The following is a 14,988-nucleotide window of genomic DNA, read 5'->3' as shown; positions in this document are numbered from 1 at the left end:
CTCCCGCTAATCCTAGTTAGATTTTCTGGTTCATCCCCAGACAGATTGTCGCCGTTAATTTCTTCCAATTCCAGAATTGCCCCGTTGTCATCCCCTATCCCTGGCGATCGCCTGATACGGTAAAAGGTCAGTGGCGAGCAATGGAGGAAAATTTGGGCATGGACATTACCGAAACAGACCTAGCCTGGGCGGTAGAACAGGGTTATTTGTCCGCAGAGCAAGCCGAACAATTATGGCAAGCCTGGATAGAACATAAGGACTTTCCTGCCATGGAAGGGGCCAGGGAAAATAGTGATTCCCCGCCGTTGCGATTCGACTTTGCCAACGTTGCTTTTTACTTTGGTGCCCTGATTGTGATTGTGGCCATGGTTTTCCTCGGTAGCATTGTTTGGGATGCCCTGGGGGGATTTGGTCTATTCACTGTGGCAGTGGTATATGCACTGGGTCTGATCATAGTGGGCCAATGGCTTTATTTTCAGCAAAAATTGCCTGTGCCCGGCGGCCTATTGATTACCATTGCTGTTTGGATGACCCCCTTGGCCATTTACGGACTGCAACAGGGTTTTGGGTTAATTTCCCTTGAAGATCCTTCCGTGTACCGTAATTTACCCACCTGGTTAATCAGCGGCCGTTTCCCCCTGGCCATGGGTACGATTATTGCCAGTTTATTGGCTTTGCGCTTTATTCACTTTCCTTTCCTCACCTTCCCCCTTGCCTTCTGCCTCTGGTTCCTTTCCATTGATATTCCCCCGCTCATTTACGGAGAGACGGTCAGTTTCATTACTGCGGCCCGCCTGACCCTGGGTTTTGGCATTATTTGTTTGGCGATCGCCTATGGGGTGGATTTGCGCTGGCGGCGCAGTCGGGGGGATTACAGCTTTTGGCTCTACCTGTTTGGACTGATTAGTTTTTGGTTTAGTCTCTTGGCCACAGGGCAGGATACGGAATGGTACCGACTGTTTTTTTGCCTGATTAATTTAGGTCTGATGGCCCTATCAATTTTGCTCAAACGACGACTATTTATGGTGTTTGGTGTCATTGGGGTATTCGGCTACATCAGTTATTTAGCCTTCCAAGTCTTTGCCGATTCCATTTTGTTCCCCTTTGCACTGTCAGCCATCGGTTTGGCCATTATTGCTGTTGGTGTACTTTACCAAAAACATTACCGGTTAGTGGAAGCTTATTTTGACGATCTACTCCCTCCCCACTGGCGTAATTTTCTCCCTCGGGAACGATAAAAGAATAACTTCTTTTAATCACTTTTTCTCGTTGATTTGGCGATCGCCTTTGACAATGACTGTTTATATTCATTTTCTTCTATCATTTCTCCCTGAGTCATACAACTGGGTAAGCCAGGGATCAGTGCTGTAAATCATCTTTCTTCTTGAATAATAAAAGTCCGATATTTAAAATTTAATACTTGATTAAGTGGAAGAGATACATACATATGATTATCTTTCCAGTATTGTTATGATTGATTCATAAAGTTCTTTAAATTTTTCGATATATTTAAAATCAAGAATTTGGGATTGCTCATCACTATAAGCATAGTCTATTAAGCGATAAAGTACATTGACTTTTGTTGGTTCACTAAGACCTTTTAATTGACACCATTTCTTTAGATTTTTTGGACGATTAATTTCTCCAAAATCATCAGATTTAATATTTGGTGGATTTTTGTTCCGTTGATTTAACTCTTCATTAACTGCACGAATATAAAGATCAAGACAAATAAAATCTTCTAAAACTGATGCGTTGTCATCTCCTGGTAGTTGCTTGATAAATTCTGGATTTATGCCATTCTCTTCTAACTTTTTTTTGAATTCATCACCTGCTCTATCATAATCAGTTACATAAACAACTTTAGGTGCTTGACCATCAAGTAATGCGTACTGATTGGTCTCAGATAAACCACCAATTATTTGAAATCCTAAATTCTCTTTTTTTATAATTTGCCTGAATATGGTTGGTAATATGATTACTTCTGATATTCCTTCACCAAATAAGGCAGGACGAATAGCAATATATGACATTTGTGCAGCACCCAAACCAAATAGGATAGGAGTCATTCCTAATTCTTTTTTCTTCCATTTAATCCAAAAATTGTTTTCAATTATGCTTCTTTCCAATTGTTCTCTTTGAGTCTCTACGAGTTTGATCCCTACTCCTAAATCTTCCGGCAAACAACCAATAGAGTGAGTCGTATAAATTACCTTTTTTGCAATACTTTGCTTTTCCAAAACTTTCATTAAATCAACCTGAGCATCATAGTGTAAGTGTAGCTCTGCTTCATCTATGAGTAGAATTGGTAAAACATCTAAATGCTCAACTTCTAAAAAACAAGTTAGGGCAACAAATTGCCTGAAGCCTTGACTTCTTTCGTCTATATTAAAACTACTACCTTTATTAGTCTCTATAGAGATTCTTAATGTGTTACCATGCAAGTAAAGTTTTAGATATTGAGAATTTGACTGACTCCATTTGCTATTGAAAAAATCTACTATTGTTTGATTTGCTCGATTCAACAACATTTGTGATTTCTGTAAATTTCCAAGAGATTTAAATAACTCATTCAAATCTAACTTGGCTAATTTCAATAAATTTGCTAGTGCTTTATCCGGCTTGGCTACAATTTTTTCTTTATTTGTATTTTGTGTGATTATTGAGAAAAAAGACGGGATTTTTCTGGATTCATCATCAAATAGTAATGCTTTAGGTCGTCGCTTGTAAATTATCTCGATTGATCCATTTATCAGTGATGAGTTCTCATATTTTAATAGTTTTTTTGCTGAGTCTGACAATTCTTTTAAGTGTTTTTCATTGTTTGTTCCTTGATTAAAGTCCAAAAATTCTTCTATAAGCTCAATCCATAACTCTAACTTTTTTTGATCCTCCATCACCAGTACGTTAGGAACTTCGTGTGGAACTTGCCATTTTTCTCCATTGTGTCGATCCTTATTTCGTTTATCATTTAAAGACGTCTGCAATTGCAAAATAATTTCTCTGCCTTCAGTAACTATATTATTTAATAGTTCGTTATCAAAGTCTTGATCTTCATAAAATATATTTTCAATAAACTGTAATGTTTTATTAATTATTTCTTTTCGATATTGGTCATTAAATATAATATCAGGCTCAATTTTAAAATTCCGTTTTCCATTAGCTCTTTTCAGAATCAAAAATTTCTTTGCCACGCGTAATGGATCATAAAAGAGGATTGATTCATTGTCCTCTTCACTTAACATATATGTAGCTTCGATAATGACTTCATCTTGCTCAGGTTCGGAAAGGTCACGAGTAAAAAACACGTCGGAGAAAGCTTTATCATCATCCAAACATTGTATTGCTTCTAGAATAGATGTCTTTCCACTTTCATTGGCTCCAATTAGAGCAATAAGCTTACCATTAGTTTTAAGCTCAGCACTTTCAAATCTTTTAAATTTGTTTAATTTAACACTTTTTAATTCCATATGAATTACTGCTTACTTGCTATACGAATCTAAAGTTAGGCTATTAAGCTAATAAAAAAGGTGAGCCTAGCCCACCCCTATATCTTAGTTCAGGATTTTAGAAGTTATTCAACCCCTTCAATGCGGTCTTCCACTTCTTGATAAAGTTCCTGTAGCCGTTCCAAGTTTTCATCAGAAGTCTCCCAATAGCCGCGGCCATTGACTTCCAACAAAGTGCTGACCATGCGGCGGAAAGAGTTGGGGTTTAAGTCCATTAACCGTTTGCACATTTCCTCATCTTTGATGAAGGTGCTGTTGGCATCCTCATAAACCCAGTTATCCACTGCGCCGGCAGTGGCACTCCAGCCCATGGTATTGACTAACCGTTTGGATAGTTCCCGCACCCCTTCGTAGCCATGGGAAAGCATCCCTTCGTACCATTTGGGATTGAGCAATTTCGTGCGGGCATCAAGGCGCACCGTTTCCGATAGGGTACGTACCTGAGCGTTGGCGGTGGTGGTGTCGGCAATGTAAGCGGCGGGGGCTTTGCCGTCATCCCGCAGGGTGGAAATTAACTTGGTGGGGTCGGAGTCGAAGTAGTGGGATACGTCGGTGAGGCTAATTTCCGAGGAATCCAAGTTCTGGAATGTGGCATCGGCGGTTTTCAAAGCCCGCTCGAACATATCCCGATTTTGGTCCATCATGCCGGGGTTATCGGAGTTGAAAGCGAAGGACTTGCGTTTGAGGTACATTTCCTGCAATTCCGACTCATCTTCCCAACTGCTGTTTTCTACCGCTAAGTTGACGTTGGAAGAATAGGAACCGGAGGCGTTGGAGAAAATCCGGGTGGCCGCTTCCCTTACGCCAATGCCCATCTCTTCTGCCTGTTCCAGGGCGTGCTTACGAACGAAGTTCATTTCCAGGGGTTCATCGGCTTCGGCGGCTAGTTTCACCGCTTGATCCAACAGGTTCATTTGGTTAATAAACAGATCCCGGAATACCCCGGAACAATTCACCACCACGTCAATGCGGGGGCGACCCAGTTCTTCCAGGGGCACCAGTTCGATTTTATTTACCCGACCGAGGGCATCGGGGACGGGTTTGGCTCCCACCATCCACATAATTTGGGCCAGGGATTCGCCGTAGGTTTTGATGTTATCCGTACCCCAGAGCACAGAAGCAATGGTTTCGGGATAATTACCACCATTTTCGGCGCGTTGCCGTTCCAACAGGCGATCGACCACTACTTTGGCGGATTGGACAGCGGCCAGGGTGGGGATGGATTGGGGATCGAGGGCGTGGATATTTTTTCCTGTGGGCAACACATTGGGGTTACGGATGGGGTCGCCACCAGGGCCGGGCAGGACGTATTCCCCTTCCAGGGCTTGGAGTAGGCCACCAAATTCGTTGTCGGCACAAACCTGTTCCAAACAGAATTCCAGGTATTCAAACAGGGGTTTGAGTTTTTCTTCATTGACGTTGGGGTAGCCGGAATCGCAGAGGGATTTGACCCAGGGAGCTTTTTTGCCAATTTTGAAGAAGTTCAGCTTGGAAACAAAGGAAACTCGACCGTCGGCATTAATTTGTTCCTGTACCAGAGCGGCCACAGCAGCCCTGGTAGCTAGGGTAATGTCTTGCAACAATTCCACGTCGGCCAAAATCCCCTTGTCACTGTTGCGGTAAATTTCCTCCATATTGCGCCCGATGCTTTCCGCAATCAGGGTAGGCAAAGCCCAAATGCCTTCATCTTCCCGGTCCAAACTGGCAATGTTTACCAGGGTGGCGATCGCCTCTTCGGCGCTTGGGGGCTGGCCAATGACATGGAGACCACAGGGCAGGAGCCTAGACTCAATTTCCATCAGCTTGCGGTAAACGGAACCGACAATGGTATCCCGCTGACCTTGATCCATTTCCTCGGCGTTGATGTCGGGCAAATTGACATCTTGGTCAAGGTTACAGATGCGGGCCTGGTCCATGATGGTATTAACAATCTGGATGCCCCGGCCGGAATCCTTCAGGGTTTGGTAGGAGCCAATTAGCTCGTTTAACTCCTGCAAACCTTTGTATAAACCGGCATTTTCTGCGGGAGGGGTCAAGTAGGAAATGGTGGACGCATAACCCCGCCGTTTGGCGATGGTAGCTTCAGAAGGATTGTTGGCGGCGTAGTAGTACAAGTTGGGAATGGTGCCAATCAAATTATCGGGATAGCATTCCCCGGACATGCCCATCTGTTTACCGGGCATAAATTCCAAAGAACCGTGGGTGCCGAAATGTAATACCGCATCGGCTTTCCAAATGTGGTTCAAATAGGTGTAGTAAGCGGCAAAACCGTGATGGGGACTGGCGGAACGGGAGAATAGCAAGCGCATGGGGTCCCCTTCGTAACCAAAGGTGGGTTGTACACCGATGAAGACGTTACCGAATTCCTTACCGTAGATCAGTAAATTTTGCCCGTCGCTGTTCAGATGTCCGGGGGGTTTGCCCCAATTTTCCTCCAACCGCACCGAGTAGGGGGTCAGGCGTTCATACTGCTCCACCGACATGCGATGGGCGATGTTTAATTCTGGGCTGTTGTATTGGGCTTGGGCATCGTGGATGACCGCTTCCATTAATTCCTTGGCGGAACCGGGTAAATCTTGCACATCGTAGCCGTTGCCCTGGAGGCCTTTCATCACTTCATAGATGGAGCCAAACACGTCCAGATAGGCCGCTGTGCCCACATTGCCTTTATCGGGGGGGAAACTGAATACGGTAATGGCAACTTTTTTATCCAGCTTAGGTTTTTTGCGTAAATTAGCCCACTTCATGGCCCGCTGGGCGATCGCCTCTAGGCGGTCTTGGAGAGCAATGGCCCGACCGGTGGAACCATCCCGACCGGAAAGAATAATCGGTTCGATCGCCCCGTCCAGTTCAGGAATGGCAATTTGTAACGCCACTTGGATGGGGTGTAAACCTAAATCGCTGGCTTCCCACTCCTCTGTGGTTTGGAACACCAGGGGCAGGGCGCACATATAGGGACGGTTGAGCTTTTTCAGGGATTCAATGGCACGGGGATGATCTTGACGAGCGGGGCCACCCACCAGAGCAAAACCAGTTAACGAAACCACCGCATCCACAATGGGCAGGGGTTCCACACCGTTAACGGATTTATCCCAGAAATATTCGTTGACAGGCTTGGAGAAATCTAAACCGCCGGAGAACACGCAGATCACTCGGGCCCCCATGGCTTCCAATTCCTGCACCATGCCAACGTAATGGGCATCATCCCCGGTGACGAGGTGGGTGCGTTGCATAATCAGACCAATGCAGGGGGCTAAAGGATCTTTGAGATCTTCGCTGATGTCGGGACGTTGGTTATACCACTCCAGGTAATCCTTCACGTTTTCAAACATCTGCATGGACAGGGGATGCCAAATGCCCATATCGGGATAGACCACTGGCTCCTGGTAGTTGACCAGTTTATCCAAGCCCAAATCAGGATAAACATACTTGTCGGTCAGCATCAGCAGGAAGTTTTCCAAGTTCTCCTGGGAGCCTCCCAACCAATACTGGAAGCTGAGCATAAAATTACGGGCATCCTGGGCCTTTTCCACCGGCAAATATTTCAACACCGTGGGCAGGGTCCGCAACAGTTTCAACATCGCATCCTGGAAGCCAGCACCACTGCTGTTTTCCTTGCGCTTTTTCATGAACTGGGCGATCGCACTTTTGGACTGGCCCAATTGCGCCATGGAAAAGGAACCCATTTTGTTCAGGCGCATCACCTGGGGCATGGAGGGGAACACGATCGCCGCATCCAAATTGTCCCGATAGGGAGTTACCGCTTCCACCACCTTATCGGCCAGATCTTCAATAAAAATCAGGGAAGCAATGAAGAGATTAGCTTCGCTGACGTCATGTTTAAAGTTGGCGTAATTTTCCGGGTCCCGCAACTCCTCGATCAAATAGCCCGTTAACTGAATGGCCAGGCTGGAGTTGGTACGGTTAATGTTTCTAACGGCCGCCGACAAAGCGCTCTGATACTGGGATTCCAAGACCACATAAACCACCTTGAGTAGCTGGCGTCCATTCAACGCTTCGGGATCAACACGGCGGATGGTGGACTTGACGTTAGTAAACATATAAGTGGTGTTCTCCTAAAGGGTTCGATTTTAAAGGGATTTTTGCAACAGGCCCCTAGGTATTTCTAGCAGAAAATTCGAGGCAGTGGGGGCATTCCTGGCTTTGAACCTGAAATTAAACAGTGGCGATCGCCGGGAAATCCATCTTTGCACCGCACAATTTTTGGCGAGCTGATCGGTGAATAAAAAACCTAAGTTTACAAAGCTCAACTTAAAGAACATAAAAATTAACATAAAATTGAAAGTCTTAAGCATTTCTTAGCACTTAAATCAATCAACCCAGTGTAGGATTTAAGTATGAACACCGAAAGTGGATGTCAAACTCTACTGGTTCATCTGGAAAATACTAAATATCCCTTGACTTGAGGCTTTCGTCCCAACCTAGACTCAGTCACCCGCCGCAATCCTAAACTACACAATGCTCGGCGATCGAGCACTATATTTTTTTCTGCTCTACAGTTTATTTCACTACTAGAGGTTAAGTACTATGGCTCTCATTAACGGAACGAATGGCAACGACAACAATACATTCGCCGGTCTTTTTGATTTCAGGCCAGCCTTGATTGGATCGATTGACTTATCATTGTCTCCTCCGTTTGTCGATAGTGATATAGATGATGTCATCAACGGCAAAGCAGGAAATGATATTCTTGTCGGGTTAGGAGGGGATGACATCCTGGATGGTGGCACAGGCGCTGATATTATGTTCGGCGGTTCAGGTGACGACACTTACTACGTTGATAATACGGGCGACAAGGTCGGTGAGGCGAGTGCTGGTGGTGGCATGGACTCCGTTATATCGTCTGTGGATTATTCTCTAAATACTGGGCCGTTCTACTTGCCTGCCATCAATGGGTTGGTAAACAATGGAGCGGCTTTGGCCACGCTAGGTGCAACTAAGTATGCAGCATATTTGTTTCTGAGTGAGCCACTGACGAGGCCCGAGTTAACACCCACCTTCATTGAAAATCTAACCCTGACGGGGACTGCCATCATAGGTGAGGGTAATGACCTAGACAACATCATCGACGGTAACGGTGAAAACAACGTCCTATCTGGTCTAGGAGGAAATGACACCATACGTGGTCTGGGGGGAAATGACACCATATCCGGAGGTGAGGGAAATGACTTACTGAACGGTAATATGGGCGAGGATTCCCTGAACGGTAATGTTGGCGATGATACCGTCAGGGGTGGACAAGGCAATGATATTGTCAGGGGTGGACAAGACAATGACAGCTTATACGGTGATCTAGGAAATGACAGCGTATTCGGCGACCTAGGAAATGACACTTTATATGGTGGCGACGGCAATGACGTCCTGGACGGTGGTACCGATCCCGGTGGTGCAGATACTGATACTGCGGATTATGGAACTGTACAGGATCCGGTTGTTCTTCCTCGTTCTATCACCTTGAAAGGGGCTGGTGATCTAACTTTAACCGTTGAGAAAGGCCCTCTAGGATCCCTGGGCATAGATACGCTCCTCAACATCGAAGAAGTCATCGCCGATGGCAGTGTGGACAATAACACCATTGACTTTTCTGGTGCGGATCTAGGCATTACTATCAACGTAGACCTAGGCATGCAAAGTATCTTGATTTCTGGTGCAAGCTCTCCTCAAAGTTTGGTCAAGGTGGTCAACTTTGACAACGTTATCGGTACCATTGGGAATGACATCATTATTGGTGATGATCAAGAGAACATTCTTGATGGCGGTAAAGGCGATGACAGCATAGTTGGCTTCCAAAAAAATGACACTTTGATGGGCGGTCACGGCAATGACACTTTGAATGGCCGTGCTGGCAATGATCTGATTATCGGTGGTGCCGATAAGGATATTTTGACTGGTGGTATGGGTAATGACCTATTTGACTACACCAATCTTAAGGATTCCCAGCTCGGCCTCTCCTGGTTCAACGTTAATTTGTCCAAGGTTGACGTGATTACCGATTTCACTCGTGGTGAAGATAAGTTCTTGGTTCAATCTGCCCCCACCAACAACGGTTTCTTCTCTCCTGCGGTTCGCCATCTGAGCGTTAACAGCATCCTTGGACTAGGAGCAACAGTGCTTGGTTTGGCAACCCTGGGGCAATACGACGCTGCTCAAATCACAGTAGGCAGTGGATCAGGGGCACGCACCTTTGTGGCTATCAATAATGGCTCGTTTGGCTTCAATCCCAACACCGATGCCTTTATCGAACTCCAAAACTACACTGGTGGTAAATTGACAATTAACGATTTTACGACTCCGACCGCCTAGGCCCAATTAGTCTTCGATCAGGAATGAATTAGACCAGTAATGCACAAAGTAAACCATCTTTGCCCCTAATCCACTGTATTGGGGGCATTTTTTTATTCTTTTGCTGGAGCAATACTGCCAAAGGCGCTGAAACTGAACTCATCAGCGGTGATGTCGTACCGTAAAATTCTGGCGGTGATGCCCCGATTTTCCAATCTTTTCAGGCTGAGATTATCACTAAAACTACCAATGATGCTGTTGAGAATATTGGTATTAATGCGGCGGCCGTTAAGAATGGCACTGGGGTCCACCAGGGTTAGGCGATCGCCGTTTTGGATCGAGATGCCAGTTTCGATGGTAATGACTAATTTTTCTAGTTCAGCATTGGGTTCCAACTGTTGCCCCAGTTCTAAATTAATGCCTAGGCGATCGTCTGGGAGGAAATCCACCTGGGCGCTGAGCAGTTGAAAGCGGGGTACATCAGCCGGCACCCGTTGGTCAATTTGTTTTTGTAACCGCTCTTTAACAGTGGCATTTTGCAAAGCCTTATTGACATCAGCTTCCGTGAGCACCAGTTCCGCCGCCCCTTGCAATGGTTGCCGTAGAGCTTGCCTCAATCCCGGTAGGTTGCGATTTTCCCGCAGAGCTTGCAAATCCACGTCGATGGGATCGGTTTCCAATTGCACCTGTTGAATCCGTAGACTGGGCACAATTTCCAAACCCCGACTGGCCAGGCGTACCCGTTGGATTTTGCCCTGGATTAGTTGGTAGTTGGGGGCATTGTCCACCCGCACCGATAGGTCTTCCACCCCATGGACCCGCTGGCGAATTTGATTGGCTATGACCTGATCACTAATGAAGTTAACTGGGGCCAGGAAAGTGAGAAAAGTAGACAGGGCAATGGCGAACCATTCCATAGCAATCGTGGGGGATGATTATTTCTCGCCTAGTTTACTGGCTTTTTAGCAAACTAGTAACAAATGGCAACCACCACCGGCGACTTTATTAACTTAACCAATAGGTAAACCCCAGCAACACTGCCAAAAAGGCGATCGCCGCAAAGATGAAACCATTGTCCTTGGTATTCATTTTCCGGGTATCTTCAAACTGAATGGGGGTAGGCTCCGGCAGACGACGACGGCGACGGGCCATGCGGGGAGTAGTGGGTTTGGTATTTTCCTGGTCGGTTAAATCCGGGATCGGAGTCAACCATTCCTTGGGCCTGGTTAATTGGGGGGCTTGCAAAATTTCCAGCACCTGTTGCCCCTGCTTGCGGCACTCAGGATGGGGATGGCGCACCAATTTACGGCAAATTTGTTTGGCAGTGGGCAGATCTCCGCTGGCTTGGTGGGCCATGGCCAACCACAACTGAGCTTCGCCGCCCCGACGGGATGCCCCAGCCGAAAGCTTCACCGCTTCCTCAAAAAGACTAATACTTTGGCGGTAACGTCCCCGGTCGAAAGCGGCCTTTCCTTCCTCAAATTTTTGCTCAAATTGGCCTTGATACTCGGATCCCATGGCAAAGAACTATTTTTCTCGTTTAATCTTCACCATTACATACCCATAATTTCATAGCCAGAATCGACGTAGATAATTTGTCCGGTAATGCCACTGGAAAGGTCACTGGCCAGGAAAGCCGCTGTATTCCCCACTTCCGTTTGGGTGACGGTACGCTTTAGTGGTGCCACCTCTTCCACATGGTGAATCATATCCAAAATGCCCCCCACCGCCGAAGAAGCCAGGGTCCGGATGGGGCCAGCGGAAATACCATTAACACGAATATTTTGGGGCCCCAATTCTGCGGCCAGATAACGCACAGTCATTTCCAGACCGGCCTTCGCCACCCCCATCAGGTTGTAGTTGGGAATAACCTTCACGCCGCCAAAGTAAGTCAGGGTAATGATGCTACCGCCATTGGTCATCAAGGGTTTTGCCCCCCGAGCCAAACGCCCCAGGGAATAGGTGCTAATTTCCATTGCTTGACTAAAGGCTTCCTTGGGAATATCGGTATAATTCCCCGTCAAACCGGACTTGTCGGCAAAGGCTAAGCAATGGATCAAAATATCGAGTTTGCCCCATTTTTCCTTAACGCTATGGAACAGGGCATCCACCTGGGCATCGTCCTGTACGTCCCCCGGCAAGACGAGGGTAGGATGCAAAGGCTCGGTCAACTCCCGCACTTTCTTTTCAAATCTGCCTTTCTCATCTGGAAGATAACTAACGCCAATTTCAGCCCCGGCCTGGTGTAGTTGTTGGGCAATGCCCCAGGCAATGGAGCGATTATTGGCGATGCCGGTAACAAAGGCGTGCTTGCCGCTGAGATCTAACATAGAATTTTCCCTGGGAGTGCTCAAAATGGTAGTTGCTGAAAAATTAGTCTGGGGAGCCATCAACCCCAACTTTTCAATATACCCCCCAGTCCGTACTTCCAAGAAGCCATCGGGGTGAAGCCAACTGTCCCAGTCAATCCATTTCGGCCTGAATCTGAGACCGTGCCGATTTTATTTGGAAGGATTGTCTTTGCTTCAAATCCAACTGGGAAATAGCATCCGCAGGGCAAAGCCCCTAGGAGTCAATGGTAATCCCAAGAAAACAGGCAACCAATACCAAAAGGCTATCGCCACTAGGGTTAAAACTGCCCAAGCAATGACGTTATGACTGTGCCGGGGACTGTCCAGTAAAGTTTCTAGGATTAAAGCGAGGGCTAAAATACTAAAGGCGTAGGCGGGTAGGTAGTGGTAAAAAAAAGTGCAACGACTAATGCCCAACCAAGGCAGTAGATTGACGGCGTAATTGACCTCAATATAAAGGGTTATCCCCCGCAAAGGTGCATTGATGGTCTGGGAGGAAAATTGACGTATTTTTTGCCAAATAACAGTGCCTGTTAGTAATGCCATGGCCCCGGTGGAAAACCAGAGCAAAATTGGGTTAGCCATGGCGTGGACATCATTAATTAAGCCAAACTGGCCGGATTTTTGGTAAAAATAGGCGATCGGTCTTGCCATCAACAGCCAGCTATACCAAGGGGAACAATAGGGGTGAATGTCAGGGCTATTTCCCACCCGACGATGGTACTGCCAAGTTTCCCGTTGAATGCGCCAAAAACCTTCTAGGGAGGCATATTCTCCATTCATTAACAAATGGGGAATCCAAATGACGCTGTAGGTAATAACGGGTACTAGCACCAACCAGATCGCAAATTTCAGCGGGGAAATAATCAACCAGCGGGAGAGAAAACCTTGATTATTCTCTCCATCCCTATCCAATAGTTGCAGTGAATTTGCTTGTCTTTCCCCCTTTGTCCAACCCTGGTTGAAGAAAGGTTTAACCCAGGCGATCGCCCAGAGGAGATAAACACCCAATAAAAAAGCAAAACCGTTCCATTTGACGCTTCCGGCGCAGGCTAAACTAATGCCCCCTAGAATTAATTGCCAAAGTTTCTCTTGGCGTAGATGCCACAAAACCAAGGCTTGTCCCAGGAGCCCAAAAAAAACTAGATAAATGTTATTCAATGCATAGCGGGATTCCACCAAAAACAGACCATCCAAGGCCACTAGGCCCATGGTCAGCAGGGTTACCAGTCGCCGTTGGGTTAAAAGGTAGGCGATCGCCCCTAGGAGCAGGGGAATGGTGGCCCCGGTGAGGGCATTGAGCCAGCGGTAACTCCAGGTGGAACGTACAGCCCCCGTCAGATCGTTGACTTGTTCTGGATTAACGGGAAAAACCTGCCCCAACCCCATGGCCAATGCAATTAGGTAATGGCTCAGGGGCGGATGGGAGGGAAAAAAATCGTTGCCTAACCAATAGTCACTGGCAAATTTGGCGTAGTAAACTTCATCGAAAACTAATTGGTTAAATTGTCCCAGGTTCCAAAATCGTATAACCAGGGAAAACAGAAAAATAGCAACAATGCCCGTTGTGAAGGGAGTTAGGCGAAGCTTCGGGAACTGGTTAAGCATTGAAGTTCAATCAATTCAATTATTTTTCCCAAAACCGTTTTGTCCTTGGCGATCGCCCCTCACCTTGATGCTAAATTCGGCTAACTGACAATTTATCTTTACTCTTCTTCCCCTTCTTCTTCTGCGGGGGGATAGAGGAAAGTAGAACGGCCAGATAAAATGGATTTGCCGAGGGACAAAGCCTTTTGCGCTTGGGAGGAAGCTTGTCTGCGCCAGTGGGCCCGGCGTTGATCACGTTTTGCTTTGGAGGTTTTCTTCTTGGGAACTGCCATGACTTCTCTGGGATCTTAAAAATTGACAACCTTTCTATATTACGCTTTTAGGTGGGCCATTGCACAGCGGTGATTATGCAAGAGTTTTCCCACTATTACGAAATCCTGGGGCTAGAGGTAGGGGCTAGTCTGGAGGAAATCAATGAAGCCTATCGAGATTTAGCCTTTGTTTGGCACCCCGATCGCCTGCCCAGGGACAATCCCCGCCTATTGGCCAAAGCGGCCAGGAAACTCAAAGAAATTAACCAAGCCCGCGATCGCCTCAAGGAATTATTGGAGCTGGAGTTAAGCGCTAAAACTTCCCAGATTCCTAAAAAGGACCAGACCAGCAAAGCTCCCAAAGCTAAACCCAAATCCAAGCCCAAGGCCACATCTCCTCCACCTTACCCGCCCCCCGGCGATCGTCCACCTCAATCCCATCACCATCATCACCAGACCAACCACAACCACAGTTCCAGTTCCCAGCACCATCACCAAGAAAACCACAATCGACCCTACTATCGGGACTTAACCGGGGCAGATTTGCGTTGGGCTAATTTAAAAGAGAAGGATTTGTCAGGACGGAAAATGGTGTCTGCCAATCTAAGTAATGCAGATTTGAGCGACAGTTTTTTACACCAAGTTAATTTGGAAAATGCCAATCTTTTTCGGGCTAATCTTTTCCGGGCCAATTTGTTGGAAGCTAATCTGCGGGGAGCTAATTTGCAGGAAGCTAATCTGGTAGGAGCAGATTTAAGTGGGGCGGATCTGAGTGGAGCTAATTTACAGGGAGCCAAAATTGGCGCAGGTAATCGAATTATGGTCAAACTAACGGCCGCTAAGTTGACGGGAACTATTCTCCCCGATGGCACTAAGCATAGTTAGTTTTCATACTTTCTGTCGTTTCCAAATTTAAAAAATTTTCCTGATAAAATTAAGTATAAACAGAAAAAATACCGATTTAAT

The 14,988-nt window shown here is 46.5% G+C and carries 10 protein-coding genes; 3 read left to right on the top strand and 7 right to left on the bottom strand.

Annotated elements, in window-relative coordinates; translation table 11 throughout:
* Positions 1-158 precede the first annotated feature (158 nt).
* A complete protein-coding gene (locus C7I86_RS02425) occupies positions 159-1,238 on the top strand; it encodes a DUF2157 domain-containing protein (protein ID WP_041425910.1) in 1,080 nt (359 codons plus the stop codon).
* A 213-nt stretch (positions 1,239-1,451) separates the two neighbouring features.
* On the opposite strand, the gene C7I86_RS02420 is transcribed toward C7I86_RS02425, so the two are convergent.
* Together C7I86_RS02420 and C7I86_RS02415 are read right to left on the bottom strand one after the other, a co-directional pair.
* Positions 1,452-3,470, bottom strand: a complete 2,019-nt coding sequence (locus C7I86_RS02420) for an ATP-dependent endonuclease (RefSeq protein WP_010871669.1) — start codon at positions 3,468-3,470, stop codon at positions 1,452-1,454.
* 104 nt (positions 3,471-3,574) lie between these two features.
* Positions 3,575-7,570, bottom strand: a complete 3,996-nt coding sequence (locus C7I86_RS02415; RefSeq protein WP_010871668.1) for a magnesium chelatase subunit H — start codon at positions 7,568-7,570, stop codon at positions 3,575-3,577.
* 487 nt (positions 7,571-8,057) lie between these two features.
* Here C7I86_RS02415 and C7I86_RS02405 point away from each other — a divergent pair, with 487 nt between their 5' ends.
* A complete protein-coding gene (locus C7I86_RS02405; RefSeq protein ID WP_010871667.1) occupies positions 8,058-9,833 on the top strand; it encodes a calcium-binding protein in 1,776 nt (591 codons plus the stop codon).
* A 92-nt stretch (positions 9,834-9,925) separates the two neighbouring features.
* Here C7I86_RS02405 and C7I86_RS02400 read toward each other — a convergent pair whose 3' ends face one another.
* The 5 genes from C7I86_RS02400 to rpmF form a co-directional block, all read right to left on the bottom strand.
* Positions 9,926-10,729: a DUF2993 domain-containing protein gene (locus C7I86_RS02400; RefSeq protein ID WP_010871666.1), complete on the bottom strand. Its 804-nt coding sequence runs from the start codon at positions 10,727-10,729 to the stop codon at positions 9,926-9,928.
* Between the two features lie 88 nt (positions 10,730-10,817).
* A complete protein-coding gene (locus C7I86_RS02395) occupies positions 10,818-11,330 on the bottom strand; it encodes a tetratricopeptide repeat protein (protein WP_010871665.1) in 513 nt (170 codons plus the stop codon).
* Positions 11,331-11,365: 35 nt separating this feature from the next.
* Positions 11,366-12,142 (bottom strand): enoyl-ACP reductase FabI, encoded by a 777-nt coding sequence (fabI, locus tag C7I86_RS02390; RefSeq protein ID WP_014407072.1) that lies wholly within the window; start codon positions 12,140-12,142, stop codon positions 11,366-11,368.
* Between the two features lie 195 nt (positions 12,143-12,337).
* Positions 12,338-13,771: a phospholipid carrier-dependent glycosyltransferase gene (locus tag C7I86_RS02385; RefSeq protein WP_010871663.1), complete on the bottom strand. Its 1,434-nt coding sequence runs from the start codon at positions 13,769-13,771 to the stop codon at positions 12,338-12,340.
* 98 nt (positions 13,772-13,869) lie between these two features.
* A complete protein-coding gene (gene rpmF / locus C7I86_RS02380; protein WP_010871662.1) occupies positions 13,870-14,043 on the bottom strand; it encodes a 50S ribosomal protein L32 in 174 nt (57 codons plus the stop codon).
* Positions 14,044-14,094: 51 nt separating this feature from the next.
* On the opposite strand from rpmF, the gene C7I86_RS02375 reads away from it, so the two are divergent.
* On the top strand, positions 14,095-14,907 hold the full coding sequence (locus tag C7I86_RS02375) for a pentapeptide repeat-containing protein (protein WP_010871661.1): 813 nt from the start codon (positions 14,095-14,097) through the stop codon (positions 14,905-14,907).
* Positions 14,908-14,988: the final 81 nt, after the last annotated feature.

The sequence above is a fragment of the Synechocystis sp. IPPAS B-1465 genome, from assembly GCF_003015225.1.
Classification (GTDB): domain Bacteria; phylum Cyanobacteriota; class Cyanobacteriia; order Cyanobacteriales; family Microcystaceae; genus Synechocystis.
The sequence above is the reverse complement of the archived record's forward strand: the minus strand, read 5'-3'. Positions and strand labels throughout refer to the sequence as shown.